Raw genomic sequence first — 17,054 nt, 5'->3', positions numbered from 1 at the left:
AGTTTCTAATTTTAGGAGGTCATCAGCCATGCTGTTAAAATCCCTAGTGAAACCGAAAGAACGTTTAGTTACGGTTCGCGAGGATGTCACCCTGGAACAAGCCCTCAAGATTTTGGAAGACTCGGGCTACCGATGTGTTCCAATCCTGGATGAGACCGGGCAAATCTTCCGCGGAAATATTTATAAGATGCACATTTACCGTCACAAGTCTCGTGGCGGCGACATGCAGCTGCCGGTGACGTCATTACTTAAGAATGCCACCAAGTTTATCTCGGTAAACGCCGCTTTCTTCAACGTTTTCTTCTCCATCAAAGACCTGCCATACATCGCCGTTCTTGATAACAAGAATGCCTTCTATGGTATCTTGACGCATACCCGTCTGATGGACATGCTGTCCCAGTCGTGGAACGTCAACATTGGCAGTTACGTACTGACGGTCGTTTCCGCCGGTGAACGTGGTGACTTGGCTGGAATGGCTAAGGTCATCACCAAGTACACGTCCATTGCCAGTGTCATTAGTCTGGATGCCCAGGAAGGCGAACTGGTTCACCGAACCATGTTCACCCTCCCCGCAGAAGTTAACGAAGAAAAACTCGACCGAATCGTCAAGGCCTTGGAACGTAAAGAATTCCACGTACCTGAAATTGAAGATTTGCGCCACGAAGGTTAGCGTGATTTAGAGTGTGACAGAAGGCAGCCTTAATGCTCGCCGACTGCCTTCTGTCACACGTTTCAACACTGTAAAATTCAAAACCTCACCCAAAGGTCGTGACCAAGTCACGGCCTTTTCTGATCCCCAAAATGCCTACCAATCCAGCAGACAAAAAAGGCCACGACAAAATTGTCGTGACCTTTTAAAGTCTCGTCGTTAAGCTATGTAGTGGATCTTTTGGGTTTATTCTTTTTCTTGCGTGACTTATCCACCAGGCCAATACTAGTCGCCAAGGCTGTATCGACTGCTGCCATTGTTTTAACATCCAGGTGGGTCACTTGATCCCTTAACCGTTGCTTATCAATCGTTCTAATTTGCTCAAGCAAAATGACGGAATCCCGCTCAATACCGGTTCGTTCCGCCGAGATACCCACGTGCGTCGGCATCTTTGGTTTCTCGATCCGTGCGGTGATTGCCGCCACGATTACGGTCGGACTGTAATGGTTCCCCACGTTGTTTTGGATAATTAACACGGGGCGCATGCCACCCTGCTCCGAACCAACGACTGGTGATAGGTCGGCGAAGAAAACGTCACCGCGTTTAACTTCAACACGGGCCATGGGCCGCCATCCCCTATCCTCTTAAATTAATTACTGTTTAACTTGTTGTGCGTTACGAAAGGTTGTTAACCGCCGTTCAGCTTCCTCTTCACATGGTGTAAATGCTCGGACGAGATCCCGGTTAATCAAAGCCATCGCCTGGTAGCCAACAATGAGTGCCAGCTTCCGGGCTGCCGCGGCGTGCATCGGAATCAATGCCTGTCGCCGAACCGTCTTGGAAATATGCAATCGGATCTGTGGACGTTTGATTTGCTGCGAACGGATCATGTTCACCCTCCTAGGTTGTTAACGTTCTTACCTCATACAGTTTACCACGAATCCCTTAACCTGGACACTATTAACCCGTCCAAATTAGTGAATGTATCGTCGTGGCAACCGACTGGTAAAACCGCAAGCAATCTCGTAATGAATCGTCCCACAATAGGTCGCCACATCTTGTAACGTGATCTCCTGATCGCCGTCCTTACCAATCAGGGTGACCTGCGTCCCACGGGGATAATTGTGGGGTAGGCGAACCATTAACTGATCCATGCAGACTCGTCCAATAATCTCACAAACTTGGCCATTGACCAGCACGTGAAAACCTTGGAGGCGCCGTTCATAGCCATCAGCATAGCCAATCGGCACCGTGCCAACCCACTCCGCCTCTTTGGCGGTATAGGTTGCGCCATAGCTAACCGATTCTCCGGCAGCCAACCGCTTGGTATAAACCAGCTCACTAGTCAGACTCAGCGCTGGTTGTAAGTGGAAGGGCTCGGAAATGGCCGTTCCCGAAGGATTCAAGCCATAGCCAGCCACCCCATAGCGCACGAGGTTATCATTGCAAGCCGCATGCCAGAGACTCGTCGCCGAGTTCGAAACGTGCACGTAGCGTGGCCGCTGTGGCAAGGCGTTAGTGAGCGTCTGCCACTTAGCAAACTGCTGTTTAAAGTAAGCGTCATCGGGATCGTCGGCCGTTGAGAAGTGGGTAAAGACCCCTTCAAACTCAAATGATTTGGCATGCTCTGCCAGATAGTCAACCGCCGCCACTAAGTCTGGAACATTACGAAAACCAATTCGTCCCATCCCGGTATCGAGTCCCAGGTGAACACGTAACGGTGCTGAGGTTCCCGCTAACGCCAGGTACGCTTCAGCCTCGGTCAACCAGTCCATCGCTGCCACTGTGGCTGAGATATGTTCCCTAGCCATCAGTGGGGCATCGGCTGGATTAGTGACCCCTAGAATCAGAATGGGGTCATTAAACCCAGCAGCCCGTAATTCCAAAGCTTCATCTAAAATAGCCACACAAAAGCCACTGGCCCCCGCTTCTTTGGCCGCCTGCGCCACTTGAACCGCACCGTGACCGTAACCATTGGCCTTAACGACCATAAATAAATCACACCCGGGTGCCAGACGTTCAACCTCCGCGTGAATATTTTGTCGTAATGCCTGCCGATCAATGATCAGTTGTGTTGGTCGATGTTCCCCAATTGCCATGACACTTACCCTCTTTCTAAGATGACTTCCGTCATTACCACGGTATCCGTATGCGAAATAGATACGTGGGCATCCCCCTCAAACGGTTGGCGTGTAACAATTGGTTGGCCTTGATCGTTGTCCCGGATCTCAATATCTTGGAACCCAACCGTGGACCCGATCCCGGTACCCATCGCCTTACTGTAAGACTCCTTAGCCGACCAGCGGCCGCCAATAAACTCCACGGCCCGTCGTTGACTGAGTTGGCGATAGTCCGCCACTTCATTGGGAGTTAGCACCTTTTCTAAAAATTTCGGTTGCTTCGCCACAACTTGGGCCACGCGATCCAAATCTGTGATATCAATGCCGATCCCATAAATCATGACGTTATCGCTCCTATCTTCTCACCAGTCTACCAATTGTCACACCACTGCTGGAATGTCTAGGTTATATTCTAGCACAGGGCAGACCGATTGACCCCCACAACTTGATCGGTTAAGAGAAAACGTAAACTAATTCAATGAACTTAATGAACTGGGGATCTAAAAAGAACGGTAACGTTGTCTACGTCACCGCTCCTTTATGTCATTCTAGTTTTAAACTCACGTCCACGTTTAATCTTGACGCTTGTACCAGTGGAAACTCAAGATACCCAGCATAACGGCACCAATCGCCGCCCACAGACTCGATTTCTTTTCATTAGTTTGGGGTAACGTCGTCTTGTCAGATTGACCGTTAGTCTGACTCGTGGTTGTTACCTGACTCTGTGTCGCCTTCTGCGTTCCCGTGGCACCTTGCCCCGCGCTGAGTGTCGTCAGCTTGCCACCATTGGTCGTGGTTGCGGCCTGTTGTGGCTTGACCGTCGCGTGAACGACGGGCTTCTTAGTCTTATCCTTATCAGTTGTCACGATCGCATCACCATCCCCACCATTAACAGTAGCATTATCGTTACCATCTGTGTTGGGATTGGAATCCGGATCAGTTGGTTCAGTCGACGTTCCGGGATTATCCGTAGTTGCGCCTGGATTATCTGGTGTCGTCCCTGGGTTCGTTGGCGTTGTTGTTGGCACTTGCTGCCAGACATAGGTATCCGCCATCGTTGCCCCATTGTAGGTTGCGTTCAACTGAGCACTGGTGTAGGTTGCCCCATTGGGCTTCTCCACGGTACCAGTGCCGACAGCCTGCCATAAGCCAGTATACGTCTTAGTCACTGGAATATCAGGCAAATCAGCATTTTGACTAGCATCTCCAAGCGATGTGTTGGGTCCCAAGACAAGTTCATGTAACCCATTGGTACCCAGCAAAGCCTCATTTACCGTAGCGGTCCCGCGACCACCAGAGATCGTGTCAAATCCAGACAGATTCAACGCGGTTAAGGCCGAATCACCATCAAACATCAAATTCATTTGGAGAACCGCCTGAGGGTGCCAATTGCTCAAATCGAGATTGGCTAAGACTGGATCGTCATGGAACATGCTGGTGAAGAACTGCGAACCAGAGACATCCCATTGACTGACATCAACTGTCGTCAATAAAGGATCGTTTTCAAACGTCTGAACAAAGTTAGTCACTGACCCTGTCTGGAGACCGGCAACATTAATTGAGCTCAAGTTAGGCATGTCCGCAAAGGTATTGCTCAAGGTCTGCAGCTTAGGCGTCTGCCACTTACTGAGATCTAGATTGCTAATAGCCGTTCCCTGGAAAAGGCTATCAGCAGATTGTAAGCTCGAGACGTTCCAATCTGCGGCATCAACAGTCGTTAAGGAAGAATCCCCAGACAACATCATCGACATGTCCGTAACTTGGCTCGTACTCGACCCCAACTTGAAGTTCGTCAGACTAATTGGGTGATTGCCATTCTGATCGGAAATCCCCCCATACAGCAAGCTTGACATGTTCGTCACGTGACTCAGATCTAGCGAACTCAGATCGAGACTCTTCAGTGCCACATCCTCACTAAACATGTGAGACATATTCGTGACTTTCGAAGCATCCACGTTCTCCCAGCCATCGATCTCGGTCAGGTTTGACCAGTATTCAAAGAATCGGCTACTGTTAGCCGGTAAGACTACTTTGCCTAGACTACCATCGAAAACTAACTTAGTCGCACTTTCAAAAAACATCATGCTTTCGGCCATAGTTCCGCCCGTGATAGTCACGACGCCATTAGTATCTTCGGTCCAGTGTGCCGTCCCGTTAGTTCCAGAGTTCTTAATCGTTGGTCCTGGGGCCACATCCCGAAGAAGATTGGCACGTGACCGCCTCTGCGGTTGGATTGCCGTGAGCGTTTTGGTGTCGTCTGTCTGCTGACTACCGTCATTTACATTCTTATCTGGCGTGGCTTCTCCGGCCACTATAGTGTTTTCTGGCGTTACTGACGGATCGTCAGTTTTGACTGTGTCTGGTGAAGTCACTTTGGACGTATTCGCCGGCGTCTCAGGATCAGTCACCGTCCTGGTTGTCGTCTCACCAGCTACCTTTGTCTGGCTAACCGCATCGGTGGTAGTCTTAGCGCCAGCGGCCGGCGTCTGAGACCCATTTGAAATGACGGCCTGCTTGGTCGTCGGGTCATTAGCCGCGGTACTGGTTCCCGTACTGCTAGCTGTGGCATCGCCTGCTGCGTTCACCACAGCTGCCTTTGCCGTATCCACTTGTAATCCCATTCCAGCAACAGCGCCCAGAATAGCTAAAGTCGTCAACTTCTGTTTCGATGTCATCCTCAACTTTTTTGTCATGTGAATAGCCCTCTTTTGTTGTGTAACACTCCTAGTCATCTGGGTAAATTATAGGGCCATCACCACTTAAAGTCCATGACTTAGCACAACTATTTTTATTGATGTTTATTTCACCCGTTATACATCGATGTGCCTTAACGTGGCTGACAGCCTGCTGTAGATCTTACCTTACGGACTGGCTAACTGTATCATGGTCTTCAAAAGTCATCCACGCAAAAAGGACTGGCAATCACCAGTCCTTTCTTCGTACTCTGTGAACTAACTCCTCCAAACATCAATTAGCTCACAACGGCCTCACGGAACCGTAACTGGGCGGCAATGATGCTCCGCGTTGGCATTTCAGCCGCCGGTAACACCTGAATTTGACCACCCTGTTGCGCCACTAACAACGCCAAGTCATTGTACAAATTATTCTGCCGACTCAGAGCTGTAGCAGTCGTCACCTCACCCGTCTCTAGCAGGTGCCCGGGATGATTAGCTCCCGCCTGTAACCACAGGGTTCCTAGTTGACCCTGCACCGCGGCGGTGGCCAACGCACCAACATCTTGGACCACCCGTTCACGTGAACGGGCCTTGGCGTAAGCATCCTGACGAATCTGGGTCGCCTGCTCATGACGCAGGGCGTTCACCTTCACCGCCAGTTCTGCCAAGGATTGATTGGCTGCCGCCAGATTGGTTCCCTGAACCAGACGAATCATTGGGTCCAAGTAAGCATTCTGGGAAAGCTTCCGGAAGTTCCCTTGGTCGGCAGCTCCCGCCACCAGAATCAGGGGCACTTGATCAACATTAGAAAAATGTTGGCTGACATAGTTGTCAACGGCCATGAAGTAATTTCGCTGGTCCGCGGCCTTCCCAGCGTCGACCGACCCGGTCCCACTGTAATGGGTTCCCGGTCCGGCAGACCGTTGCCAACGGCCACTGTCACGTAACTCACTGCCTAACGCTTGTTTCAAAGTGATTGGCGCGTCTACTGGTAAGTTCACCAACTCCGCGCGGCCACCCCGAACCTGGGCAAACTCGAACCCTTCCCCATTGAGTAACAGAAGGTCATAATCCCCCGTCAGGTCCCGCGATTCCAGAATTGGCAGCACGTTAGGCCGGGTGGTCACCGTGACGGTTGGCCCGACCGCGGTGTGTAACCAGTAATGGTAACTGTCCGTGGTCCCCGCCATGATCACGAGTCCTTGGGCACCACCATTCGTCAATGGACCATGTTCGTAGGGTTCAAATGCAGCCTCATACGCCGACCACGCCCGGTTAGGAGCGACCGCCACGAGTTGCTTTTTACCAGCTGAGAGCAGGCTATTGAACTGAGTCCGGTCAATCGCGGGGACCCCTGTGATCGGTAAGGTCATGGTGACAAAGGGACCTGGCTTAGCGGCGAGCGTCAGTGCAGCGTGTAAGTCAAAGTGATTTGCCATATCTAGAAACCTCCGTGGTTTTGTGAGTTGAGTTCGTTGCAATAAGTTATTTCATATCGTTTCGATAAGGTAATAATAGCATACAGAATAAACTAGTGCAACCTTAATTGTGAAATTAATAATTAAATAATGGGGTTATATAAAAAAATATGCTATTAAACCCCGTTCTATCAACTTTTAGCTTGATCTATTAAGAAAGTCTAAATCTCAAGTAACACAAAAAAAGCGCTAACCGACCTGCCTAGTCGACTAACGCTTCCTTCTAATCAATTAACTTTTTAATTTAGTCTTTTTTCCGAATGGTAAACCCACGGCCACCTTCGGAACGCCGACCACCATTGTTGCTGCGACGGTTACGGTCGCCGCCACCATGGTTACGTGAATCATGGCTACGAGAACCGTGACGGTCATGATCGCCACCACGGCGGTCTTGACGTTGACGGTAGCCGCCACCACCATTACCGTTACGACGATGGTTACCGCCACCACGGTGGTAGCCCCCACCGCCGTGACGCTTGCCGCCGCGCTTAGGTAATGGCCGTTCTGGCGTAATCTTAACCGGAACCTGACTGCTGTCATCCTTGGTCAAATCGTTTAACAACGCTGCAACCAAGTCTTCAGCATCAAATTCCTTTAAGAGGCCTTCAGCCGTCTTGGCAAACTTTTCAGTATCCGTCTTGTTAACAAGATCAGTGACCTTGTCCTTAGCGGCACCTAATTGGCTAACCAATGCTTCTTCATCCGAAGGTGGCTTCAATGGAAGCATACGCACCTTCGTCAGCTTTTCGATTTCACGCAAGTAGTCCATTTCGTTAGGCGTTACGAAAGTCATGGAAACCCCATGCTTCCCGGCACGACCGGTACGGCCGACACGGTGAACGTAACTATCTGGGTCTTGTGGAATATCGTAGTTGTACACATGGGTCACGTCGTTAATATCGATACCACGAGCTGCCACGTCAGTCGCAACCAAGATATCTAACTTACCGTGACGGAATTGGTTCATGATTTGTGTCCGACGCTTCTGCGTCAGGTCACCATGAATTCCGGCGGCATTGTAACCCCGGGCTTGTAACCCGCTAGAGATTTCATCCACCCGACGCTTCGTCCGAGTGAACACGATGGTCAAGTCTGGTGACTGAACATCGAAGAACCGCGTCATAACATCGAATTTTTCAAAGTCACGAGCGCGAACGTAGAATTGATCGATCAAGTCGGTCGTTAATTCCTTGGCCTTAATCTTCACGTGCTTAGGGTCTTTCATGAATTGAACCCCAACCCGCTTGATTTCGGGTGGCATCGTTGCGGAGAAGAGCATCGTTTGACGCGCTTCTGGCAATTGCTTGATGATGTCCTCAATATCGTCCAAGAAACCCATGTTTAACATTTCATCGGCTTCATCGAGGACTAACATTTGGACATGGTCCAGCTTCAAAGTCCGACGCCGGATGTGGTCGAGTAAACGGCCTGGCGTCCCCACAATAACTTGTGGGTGATTCTTCAGGGATTTAATTTGGCGACGAATGTCCGCCCCACCGTATACGACTTGGACGTTTGCCCGTTCGTTACGGCCTAATTTATAAATTTCTTCTTGGGTTTGAATGGCTAATTCCCGTGTTGGGGATACAACCAATGCTTGAACATTTGGATTGCTCTTATCAATCTTCTCTAAGATTGGTAAGGCAAATGCCGCAGTCTTCCCTGTCCCGGTTTGGGCTTGTCCAATAACGTCTTGACCCGCCAAAACCATGGGGATTGTCTCGGCTTGAATTGGGGTCGCTTCTTCATAACCTGCTGTCGTAACAGCCTTCAGTAGGTCTTCAGAAAGACCCAGTTCTTTAAACTTCAAAAATAATTTCCTCCTAATGGGTACATCGCCCTAGTGCCTCGCAAATCTTGGAAAAAATCCGTTTTCCGTGGTGCGATTAACGATTGGCTAGAGCGGAGTAAGTTCGTTTCTTCAAATAAGCAACTAAACCATCATACATCGTGCCTACAAAATAAGCAACTCCCACGACTCATGGAAGTTGCCTTGTCATTCCTTTATTCTTGAACCGGATCCTGTAGGGCCGCTAACACTTGCTCCAAATGAATCCCGTGAGATCCCTTTAATAAAATCTGATCAGCCGGGGTCAATGAACCCTGCAAAGTCGCTGAAAGCGATGCCAGGTCACTCGCGGCAAAATGAGTCACAGCAAGGTCGGGATAACGCTGTGCCAAACGTGTCTGCAAGGCCACCATGTGGGGACCCACCAGGTAAACGTGACTGATAGCTTGGGGATCAATCGCTTCAGCTAAACCAGCATGCATGGCATCAGCCTGGTCACCCAGTTCGAGCATATCTCCCAGGACAACCACTCGTTGACCAGAAACAGGAGTCTTCAAAAAGGCCGCTAGTACCTGTTTAACCGCTGTCGGATTGGAGTTGTAGACATCGCTCAGGATATCCTCGCCATGACTCCCCTTGAGCCACTCAGCTCGGTTCTCGGTCAAGGTCACGTGGGCCAAGGCCTTCTGTGCGTTCTCGGGGCGAATCCGGTAGACTGTGGCCACCGCCAATGCCGCCAACGCATTGTTGACGTTATACGTCCCAATCATGGGAATTGTAAAGGTTGTGTCGGGCCATTCGTTAGTGGTAAAGGTCGTTGCTGTCGACGTACCGGCAACATTGGTAGCGAAAAGATCATTGTCTTCGCCTTGGCCAAAGGTCACCTGACGTTGGTTTAGATCCGTCACTCGTTCCCGTAACAGGGGTTCATCCCCGTTGTAAACCAAGGACCCATCCTCGCTTAACCCATGCGTAATCTCCATCTTGGCATCTGCAATCTTGTCACGGGTTCCGAAAAATTCGATATGGGCTTCACCAATCATGGTAATAATTGCCAGATCAGGCGAGACAAGCTTACTCAGAAAGTCGAGTTGTCCGGGACGATCCATCCCCATCTCAACCACCAACATCTCGGTATTGGGTTCCATAGAAAGCACCGTCATCGGCACCCCAATCTCATTGTTAAAGTTGGCGTGCGTCTTGGTAACATTGAATTGAGTTGAGAGGATGCTGGCAACCATGTCCTTGGTCGTCGTCTTCCCGTTACTCCCAGTGATGGCCACGACTCGAGGGTTAATCTTCAACAGATAGTATTGTGCGAGAGCCTGCAGGGCCTTCAATGCATCCGCAACCTGAATGATCGGAAATCCGGTAGGAGCTGTCGCTAAGTCGCGCGCCCAGAGGGTCGCAGCTGCGCCATGGTCGATGGCCGACTGAATAAATTGGTGGCCATCCTTTTCACCCGTTAAAGGAATAAAGAGTCCCCCCGGTTGGAGGTGACGACTATCGAACGCCACGCTGGTGACACTCACATTTTCCCATTCTTTATAATCATTGATTGCTCCCACTGCATGAGCAATTTCAGCAAGTTGCATCTTCATGTTATTAAGGCTCCTATATTCCGGGGACAATCGGTCATCCCCGCTTTAGTTTCGAGGGGTCGTCAGCCACCTCGTTAATCCTGTTTTTAAAATTCTGAGATTCATTATACCATGGATCGCTAAGTCTTCGCTTAAGCCGCCAAACAAAAACCACCGGAAACCTAACGTCCCAGTGGTTTATTCATGGTTAAATTAAATCCATCACATCGCTAAAGACTTGGTTATCGTGGATACTGAGCGCCCATTCACGGGTGGTCAGATCATAACGTAGACTGGCTACCTCACGGGAATCAGCATAAACCTCTTCTTGAGAGTACCAAGTCGCCTGTCGCTCAGGATGGGTGATAGTCCGGACCGGAATCACGTAGATTCGGTGGCGTTCGACTAACTGGTCAAAGGCAATGATCATACCATCCGCTAAACCCTGAATCAGCTGTAACAAAATCTCTTGCGGCACATCACTGATCGCTAACGGGCGAAACACCCACCGGTTGTTGTGCATCGCGCGCAGATGGCGTTTAATGCTGACCTCCAACACGTGGTCGAAACTACTCAGGTGTCGGTAATAGGTTTTGTAGAACCCATCTCGCAACGTCAGGTAGGCGTAGTCGTTCTGCAACTTCGCGTAGAATGGCGTGCGGATATGCGTATCCATATGAGCCAGATAGAGCAACTCGGCAATCTCGTTAGGCAACAGGAAATCTAAGTCATCACCATGGGTGTAGTCGAGCCACTTGACGGGGTGCTCGTGTTTCCCCAGTAAATATCGCCGAATCTGGGTCTGCCCAGTCAACGTCTGGAGACGTGTATGCGGATTAATTTCAGCATCACTAGCGGATTCTGCATTAAGCAAAAGGAGCTGATTGGGAATGGCGGGAACGCCGTTCAAAAAATCAGCAGGTGATATCCCTAACGAATAAATCATATTCGTGACGGGTTCTAAACTTAAATAGACAAAATTTCCGCGCATACGCTTACACTCTTTCCCCTGGTCTCATGTTAATTGTACTACGAAACGGCTAATTAGCCGCGACTATTTTTACATTTTTTCGAGGCGAGCAATCCGATCGGCAATCGGGGGATGGGTGGCAAATAAGTCACCCATTTTCTTCTTATTCTTAAATGGGTCACCAATGTACAGGGCCGAACTATTCGGATCAGCCGCCTGCATTGGCTGACTATCGTCAATCTTACGCAGGGCACTAATTAGGCCCTGCGGGTTCCGTGTGAGCTCGACGCTCGAAGCATCAGCCAGATACTCCCGATTACGTGACAAGGCCATCTGTGCGATGCTAGCGGCCAATGGCGCCAAGATAATCAAGAGGATCGAGATGACGATCCCAATAACGTTGCCTCCAGAATCACGATCGTCACTCCGTCGGCGGCTACCGCCCCACCAGAACCAGTTGTTGGCAAAGCTAACCAGTAGTCCAATTGCGGCCGAAAGTGCTAAGGCAATCGTTTGTAGCCGAATATCGTAATTCCGCACGTGAGAAATCTCATGACCAATGACCCCTTCAAGTTCCTCGCGGTCGAGTCGATCCATAATCCCCGTCGTCACAGCCACTGCGGCATGCTCTGGATCGTTCCCCGTCGCGAATGCGTTCGGACTAGGATCATTAATAATGAAGACCCGGGGCATGGGCACTTTGCCCACCATCGCCATGTCTTCAATCATATGCCACAGTTGCGGCGCTTGATCGACACTGGTAATCTCCTTGGCATGATTCATGCTCATGACCACATTGGTCGACTGGCTAATCATGATTGCCATGTAAACCCCAGCAACCACGGCGGCAATAATCGTTCCGGAAACCCAATTCGACCAGAATACGTCGCCTAAGGCCGCCCCAAGTGCCAAGACGAGGAGACCGAAGCCAAACATGACGTAGCCCGTTCGCCGCTTATTACTGGCAATTTGTTCATACAGCATGTTATCGCCTACTTACCTGTTATTTAAAATCGTCAAAGTTAACCTTAGGTGTCGTCTTTTCCTCTTCAGGTACCTGAAGGTATTCGCTGCTTTGGAAGTTGTGAATCTTGGCAACGATGTTACTTGGGAATGATTGGATCTTAACCGTCATGCTGGCTACTGAACTGTTATACAGTTGCCGTGAGTAAGCAATCTTGTTTTCAGTATTCGTCAACTCTTCCATTAAGTTGGTGAATTGGGTGTTAGCCTTCAAGTCTGGATAATTTTCAGACAATGCGAACAACGACCGCAATGTAGTGGACAGTTCGTTAGACACTTCCATCGTCTTCTGGTGGTCATCTGCTGGGACCGCTGTTAACTGGTTCCGTAACTCGACAACTTTCTTCAGTGTTCCCTGTTCGTAGTTGGCATAGCCCTTGGTCGTTGAGACCAGGTTGGGAATCAAGTCATTCCTTCGTTTCAGCTGCACATCAATCTGACTCCATGACTCTTGTACGTAAGTCCGCGTCTTAACCAGCCCGTTGTAAGAACTCACATACCAAATTGCTAAAATCGCGATGACAACAATTAAAATTATCCAACCCATTCTAATCACTCCTTGTCCAGTTTCTGGTAAACTCATCATAACAAATGGTTTTGGCCGAGGCCAGTATGTCCGCCTGCCTTAACCAATAATTAGGAGGTTTCCCATGCAACACATTCTATTTGTTTGCCTTGGTAACATTTGCCGTTCCCCCATGGCCGAAGCCATCTTCAATGACTTGCTGGAACAACGTCATCTGACTCAAAAATTCAGTGTCGCCTCCGTGGCGACGAGTACCGAGGAAGAGGGTAATCCCCCTCATCCTGGTGCACTGGCCGCAATGCGTGCTCACGGACTGGATGCCAGCGACCATCGTTCTCGTCCCATCACCGACAAGGATTTTGCGTGGGCCGATACCATTATCACCATGGACCACGCCAACGTGGCCAATCTGCAGCGCATGGCGCCAACCGCGGCTGATCAGGCTAAAGTTAAGCTCTGTTTGGACATCTTTCCTGACCGACAAGGCGAAGCGATCGATGATCCTTGGTACACCCACAAATTCGAATTAACCTATCAGGAACTAGCCACGGCACTCCCAGCATGGCTGGACGCCCTGGCCTAAAGTGAAGCGGGCCCAGCCAAACCAGGCTGCGGCCCGTTTGGTTCGTTCTAAGGTGTATTCATCAATAGCCAAGACACTCGCCCGGAATAGTCGCCGGAAATAGCGCCACCCCCGACTTGTAATAATAGGCCCTGATTGTTTTCAGAAGAAATGTGAGTCCTGGTATTCACACCATCATTCGTATGGCTAGCAACGGTTTGTGCGGCGTTCAAGGACAAGAGTTGACCATCCCTAAAGTATTGCACGTCACCATCCAGAGCTCGCCCATCGGCCCGTTTAAGTTGGCTGGCAACGGCCTCTAAATGCCAGCCGTTGCCTTTCTCGCGCGTGTCGGTAATAGTCAGATCTAATGGCTGGGCGCACGCCAATCGTTGCATCGTTCCCGTTAGCTTGCCTTTGAAGGTGACTTGCGGGGTTGCTGAAGTAAAGGCTAACTCCCCAATGTAAATCGTCATTGTTTTGGTCTGTGAGTTGTGACTGGGATCAGGCCCTACAGCGGTAACCGTCAGAGTGTTGGTCTTCTTAGTAATCAAGGTCGCTGGGAGGTCAACATTGACCACACCACGTGGATCACTATCTTTAAGTGGCTCCTCAAAGGATTGCCCGTTGATGCTCATCTGTAGATGTACGTCCGAGTTACGCCAGGCTGGATCTCCAATTTGAACTTTCCCCGTAATTTGCGCGCCTTTACCCGGATCGACATACAAGCTGCTTGGCAACGCCAGTTTCAGATCAAGGGTCGGATCAACCGTGAATTCCGGCGTCGAAGTCTCAGCCACGGCTTCCTTTCCGCGGAATTGACTTGTCAGCGGTGCAACGGGCCCCGTTCCGTCCTTAACCTTTCCGGTAAAGGAGAATGTGGCGCCAGCCGAGGTCGCTGACAATCCTGTAGTGATGGACCGTGTCACTTCATTTCTTTTTAAGTCCGCGGCGTCAATCGTTGCGGGGTGTTCCGGATCACTGGCCAAGGTCATTGACCCCGATGACAACGCGATATTCTTAGGAACCTTCAAATCCGCAATGACATCATTCCATTTCTCCGTACCATTCAGGTATTTTACCTGATAGTTCAATTGAACCTGATCACGCTCACGAACCATCTGAGTTTGGGCGACATTCGTTCCCTGGGTGAGGTCAGCCATATGGGTGTCCGCCGACACCTCAACCAAATCAGGAACTTGGTCGAAAACGACTAAGTTATTCTCCGAAAGAGCACCGGTTGCACCGGTGAACCCCCATTGAGTCTCGTGGGTCCCGTTGTCGACCTTGGATTTGTCCAATTCAACCGTTTGCTTCAGACCGGGAAGTGCAACCCCAGTCTTGGGATCTTTATCGTTAAACGTATAGCTGATTTGTCCCTTGGTTGTATCCGTGCCAACCTGCGGTGCGTAACGTAATGTGAAGTGGTGCCACTGATGGTCGGATAGGAATTGGAAGTTGTTTCCTTGAATTAAACCATTGTGATTTAAGGACGTAAAATAAGAAACATCTGCACCGAATCCCGACCCCCAGAATCCGCTACCCCTTACTTTATTTTTCTGATAGCTATTGCTATCTCCGGGGTAATTCGAAGCAATGTGAGGAAACCTAATCGGCTGAGTTGCATCTTGAGAAACATCGAAAGAATTCCACTTGCCAGCTCCTTCAAAGGAAGTATCATTATTAATATATGAGTCAAATTCAACCGCCCAACTCTTTTGAATGGCCGAACTAGCCACTTGGGCAGGACTGGAATCTTTGGGATCCGTGTCGGCCCCCCAAACACCCAAGGTTTCCCCTAGAGGCTTGTCTCCTGGCATTTGAGTCGTTGCGCTGACACCTCTCAGATCATTCTGTAAGACAAATGCCATGCCATCCCCTGTTGGGGCCTTCAGGGGATCGACATCGGCCACCCAACTTGCTGCTCCACCGAAGTATAACCACATGGAAACCGTCTGTGGTTCATTCAACTTAAACGTATTTTTGGGTGTCGACCAGATACTGCCGACCTGACTCTCGCTATTCGTCAATCGAACCGCCTGAGTGTTATGTACCAACGAGTTTTGGCTATTAACGATCTTCGCATGGTTATTCAAAGATGTTCCCGGCACAAAGTAATTCTGGAGTTGAATTCCCTGTGGTGTCGTCGCTAAGGCGTGTTGTAAATCTTCTAAGTCCCCAGCAAATGCCTGTGTGCTTTGTCCCCAAAGCACACACCCCAATAAAAAGCTGATAATGACGAGTCCGATCGTCTTCATCTATCCCAAACTCCTTTCTCTCCCTAGTCATTCGAGAAGTTACCGTCATGCTCTTCCAGCCAAGATCATGAAAGCGTTGTTACTATTAAAATTATAGTTTCACTTATTTAATAATAACAGCATGTATTGTTTTAGGATAGTATAACACGATCGTCACCAATTACCAGTGAAAATGCTGAAATAACAATATTTATAAGGGGTTATGCTGTGACTAATCAACTTTATTTCCGGCATAATCGCCTACTTTTCAAGCGTTCTAATCACCCCTCCAATAATTATCGCTACTATGCTACTCATTAAGCTTATCGATAGCATACAACATAATTACCAATGGTCTTTTGGTCTGGGTGTTCAGAACCATCAAACGGATCTTCAACACCCAGTTGGACCATGTCCATGTATGAAAAACCATAGTAATCCGTGGCCTTAATTTGCTTATCGGCGATGCCTTCATCTGTCATGATGGAATAGATACTGCTCTTCTTAACCGGTATCAAGTATGTATTGTATTGATCCCCACTAGTAACAGCATCGATAACATATACAGGAATGATCTTCCCACGAAATTTATAATTGAAGACATATCGTTTGGTTTTGGGGTTCTCCATCACTTGAATGGCATCGTCATCATTCATGTCTTCCCCCAGGCCCGAAGCAACTTGTGGCTCGTAGGACAACTTAGACTGTTCCATCCCCTTCACCAGCACATCAGAATTATCTGACAGCCCCTTGGGTAATGGATGTGAAACCTTGCGTGGCCCGGTAGGCGTGTCTGAACCTGAGATAGCTGATGACAGAACAGATGTCCCACTGGCCGTTCCAACCCCAACCAGGATAATAAAAACACCAATTCCGATTAGTGTCATTTGGCGAGGCTTGGCAAATCCACGCCAAGTCATGTAACCCCCTATCGCGATAATGACCGCTGCAATAAAATCCATTATCTTATTCCTCCTAAGTTACGACTTTAAAAAAAGCGTTTGCATTTTCTCGATGTCAAAATTGTTTTAGAAGTAAATTGAAGCAATGATAAGGAATCCAATAACCTTAAGTATCCACATAAGTGTCTTATTATCTCCAACGAGGCCTGAGAATACGAAGACAACGAACGCTAACAACAACTTCAAGATCATGACGACTACTCCTCCAAAATTCCAATATCATTTTCAAACATTCCCTAAGCAAAAGCTTGCCACATTTATCATAGATAGCGTTCGTTGCTTAAATACTTAGCAATCTCGCCAGAAGATTAGATAGGCCTCTGTATAGATTTTAAAATAGGCAAATTCTATAATTAATCCGAACAGAAATTAAAAAGCCCAAAGCAATCACTTACAATGGTAGTAGCTAATTCCAACCAATATAGGGAGTGATTACTTTGGGTACATCTACTTTATCACGTTTTCAACGTGGCGCACTAGCAC

15 protein-coding genes are annotated in these 17,054 nt (G+C 49.1%); 2 read left to right on the top strand and 13 right to left on the bottom strand.

Translation table 11 applies throughout. The features are described from left to right. Positions 1-28 precede the first annotated feature (28 nt). A complete protein-coding gene (cbpA, locus tag EKM70_RS08685; protein WP_057878828.1) occupies positions 29-670 on the top strand; it encodes a cyclic di-AMP binding protein CbpA in 642 nt (213 codons plus the stop codon). 203 nt (positions 671-873) lie between these two features. Here the strand turns inward: cbpA and EKM70_RS08680 are convergent, their stop codons facing one another. The 11 genes from EKM70_RS08680 to EKM70_RS08630 form a co-directional block, all read right to left on the bottom strand. Continuing rightward, on the bottom strand, positions 874-1,272 hold the full coding sequence (locus tag EKM70_RS08680; protein ID WP_125547077.1) for a type II toxin-antitoxin system PemK/MazF family toxin: 399 nt from the start codon (positions 1,270-1,272) through the stop codon (positions 874-876). A 30-nt stretch (positions 1,273-1,302) separates the two neighbouring features. After that, positions 1,303-1,539, bottom strand: a complete 237-nt coding sequence (locus EKM70_RS08675) for a hypothetical protein (protein ID WP_057878830.1) — start codon at positions 1,537-1,539, stop codon at positions 1,303-1,305. Positions 1,540-1,623: 84 nt separating this feature from the next. Then, positions 1,624-2,748: an alanine racemase gene (gene alr, locus EKM70_RS08670; RefSeq protein WP_125547075.1), complete on the bottom strand. Its 1,125-nt coding sequence runs from the start codon at positions 2,746-2,748 to the stop codon at positions 1,624-1,626. Positions 2,749-2,753: 5 nt separating this feature from the next. Continuing rightward, positions 2,754-3,110, bottom strand: a complete 357-nt coding sequence (gene acpS, locus EKM70_RS08665) for a holo-ACP synthase (RefSeq protein ID WP_125547073.1) — start codon at positions 3,108-3,110, stop codon at positions 2,754-2,756. A gap of 231 nt (positions 3,111-3,341) precedes the next feature. Next, the gene (locus tag EKM70_RS08660; protein WP_164506362.1) at positions 3,342-5,462 is read right to left on the bottom strand and encodes a BspA family leucine-rich repeat surface protein; all 2,121 of its coding nucleotides are present in this window, start codon (positions 5,460-5,462) and stop codon (positions 3,342-3,344) included. Between the two features lie 278 nt (positions 5,463-5,740). Next, positions 5,741-6,883 (bottom strand): baeRF6 domain-containing protein, encoded by a 1,143-nt coding sequence (locus EKM70_RS08655; RefSeq protein ID WP_125547069.1) that lies wholly within the window; start codon positions 6,881-6,883, stop codon positions 5,741-5,743. A 283-nt stretch (positions 6,884-7,166) separates the two neighbouring features. Then, positions 7,167-8,732 carry a DEAD/DEAH box helicase gene (locus EKM70_RS08650; protein WP_125547067.1) on the bottom strand — a complete coding sequence of 522 codons (1,566 nt, stop codon included), beginning with the start codon at positions 8,730-8,732 and terminating at the stop codon, positions 7,167-7,169. A gap of 194 nt (positions 8,733-8,926) precedes the next feature. After that, positions 8,927-10,312 (bottom strand): UDP-N-acetylmuramoyl-tripeptide--D-alanyl-D-alanine ligase, encoded by a 1,386-nt coding sequence (locus tag EKM70_RS08645; RefSeq protein ID WP_125547065.1) that lies wholly within the window; start codon positions 10,310-10,312, stop codon positions 8,927-8,929. A 187-nt stretch (positions 10,313-10,499) separates the two neighbouring features. Beyond that, positions 10,500-11,165 carry a hypothetical protein gene (locus EKM70_RS08640; protein ID WP_225416409.1) on the bottom strand — a complete coding sequence of 222 codons (666 nt, stop codon included), beginning with the start codon at positions 11,163-11,165 and terminating at the stop codon, positions 10,500-10,502. 186 nt (positions 11,166-11,351) lie between these two features. Continuing rightward, on the bottom strand, positions 11,352-12,245 hold the full coding sequence (htpX, locus tag EKM70_RS08635; protein WP_125547061.1) for a zinc metalloprotease HtpX: 894 nt from the start codon (positions 12,243-12,245) through the stop codon (positions 11,352-11,354). A 19-nt stretch (positions 12,246-12,264) separates the two neighbouring features. Next, the gene (locus tag EKM70_RS08630; RefSeq protein ID WP_125547059.1) at positions 12,265-12,831 is read right to left on the bottom strand and encodes a LemA family protein; all 567 of its coding nucleotides are present in this window, start codon (positions 12,829-12,831) and stop codon (positions 12,265-12,267) included. A gap of 103 nt (positions 12,832-12,934) precedes the next feature. Here EKM70_RS08630 and EKM70_RS08625 point away from each other — a divergent pair, with 103 nt between their 5' ends. Beyond that, positions 12,935-13,393 (top strand): low molecular weight protein-tyrosine-phosphatase, encoded by a 459-nt coding sequence (locus EKM70_RS08625; protein WP_125547057.1) that lies wholly within the window; start codon positions 12,935-12,937, stop codon positions 13,391-13,393. A gap of 47 nt (positions 13,394-13,440) precedes the next feature. On the opposite strand, the gene EKM70_RS08620 is transcribed toward EKM70_RS08625, so the two are convergent. Both EKM70_RS08620 and EKM70_RS08615 read right to left on the bottom strand, forming a co-directional pair. Continuing rightward, positions 13,441-15,630, bottom strand: a complete 2,190-nt coding sequence (locus EKM70_RS08620; RefSeq protein WP_125547055.1) for an L-type lectin family protein — start codon at positions 15,628-15,630, stop codon at positions 13,441-13,443. A 302-nt stretch (positions 15,631-15,932) separates the two neighbouring features. Beyond that, a complete protein-coding gene (locus tag EKM70_RS08615) occupies positions 15,933-16,571 on the bottom strand; it encodes a hypothetical protein (protein ID WP_125547053.1) in 639 nt (212 codons plus the stop codon). Positions 16,572-17,054 lie beyond the last annotated feature (483 nt).

Origin of the sequence: Levilactobacillus lindianensis (assembly GCF_003946095.1) — a bacterium.
Classification (GTDB): domain Bacteria; phylum Bacillota; class Bacilli; order Lactobacillales; family Lactobacillaceae; genus Levilactobacillus; species Levilactobacillus lindianensis.
This window is presented reverse-complemented; position numbering and strand designations above follow the sequence as displayed.